This window comes from Candidatus Cloacimonadota bacterium, assembly GCA_034661015.1.
Lineage (GTDB): Bacteria > Cloacimonadota > Cloacimonadia > JGIOTU-2 > JGIOTU-2 > JAYEKN01.
Genome location: JAYEKN010000026.1, coordinates 1 through 1190 on the forward strand (window position 1 = coordinate 1; position 1190 = coordinate 1190).

The 1190-nt window shown below is 33.3% G+C and carries 2 protein-coding genes; both read right to left on the minus strand.

Annotation, left to right across the window (positions count from 1 at the left end; all coding sequences use genetic code 11):
• A partial coding sequence (locus U9P79_00855; GenBank protein MEA2103180.1) for an ORF6N domain-containing protein occupies positions 1-644 on the minus strand: 644 nt, incomplete at its 3' end.
• Between the two features lie 55 nt (positions 645-699).
• On the minus strand, positions 700-1190 hold a 491-nt coding region (gene rhuM, locus U9P79_00860; protein ID MEA2103181.1), incomplete at its 5' end, for a RhuM family protein.

Below are 1190 nucleotides of genomic sequence, written 5' to 3' on the forward strand. Positions count from 1 at the left end.
AAAACAACCTTTACTTTTGACTCTCTTTTAGTTAAAAGTTGAAGGGTTGTGTCGTCGATATAGTTATCAATTACAATGATTGATTGTTTTGCAGACCTGATAATATCTGATATTAATTTGTATGCATCAAATATCTGTCCATTATAGAAAATACCTTGCTTTGGTGTAATTTCTTTTAATTCAATAGCATTTAAGACTTTATCAAGTTTTGTATCTGTAATTAATTGCTTCTGCTCAACTTTATTAAGTCTCCGGAAAATGTTAGCGTTATTTGTTAGAAACTTTCGCATTTCAACAAAAGTTCTGATTATTTTTAAACTTATTTCAACAGCAACAGGAGTTTTTATTACTGCAGAAAGCATGGAAACACCTTGCTCTGTAAAAGCATAGGGTTTAGCACCGCCAAAATAACTTTTTGATGGTATCACAGATTGTGATACCAAGGTTTCAATCTCTTCTGAATCAAGCTCAAACATAAAATCTTTTGGAAATCTTTCAATATTTCTTTTTACCGCTTGTTTTAGTGTTCTTGTCTCTGTCTGATATAACTCCGCCAGATCTCTGTCGAGTATTACCTGTAATCCACGGACTTCAAAAATTCTACTTTGAATATCATTAAATTTTGTCATCTGCTTTTCGCTCATTTTGAACTCTCCAGAATCGGCTTTAATAGTTCAGGAGATTTTTTGGCAACCTGGTTCATTTTTTTCCTTCTATCAATTTTTTTATCTCTCTATCAAAATCACTTTCAAAGAGCTTGTCCTGAATAGGACGATATTTTTCAAATTCACTCGTAGCAAAGGTTTTTGCAATTACAGCAGTTACTTTTCCAAAATTTTCAAGCAATTCTTTATTATTAAACTGTAAAAATGCATTTAGTTTTGTTGCCCAGTCTTCCATTGTCATGGGTATGCCGTTCTCTGCCTGATCCTCAGCATAATCCAAGTACATTGTAACGATGCGGTTTAATGATTTTATTTCTTTTTCACTCAAATAATTTTTAGCGATCACCACATCTGATTTAATGATTTTTCCGTTTGGAGCTTTTTTCCATGTGGTTAACCCCATGTAATTTTTTTTATGGCTGGCTCTGTCCATGATAAGTTCGGCAGCGGTATGCCCGTGCACAGCAAAATGCAACTTGTTTTGGACGTTTGCAAAAAAATCTTTAGTGGTCAGGCTTTTTAAAT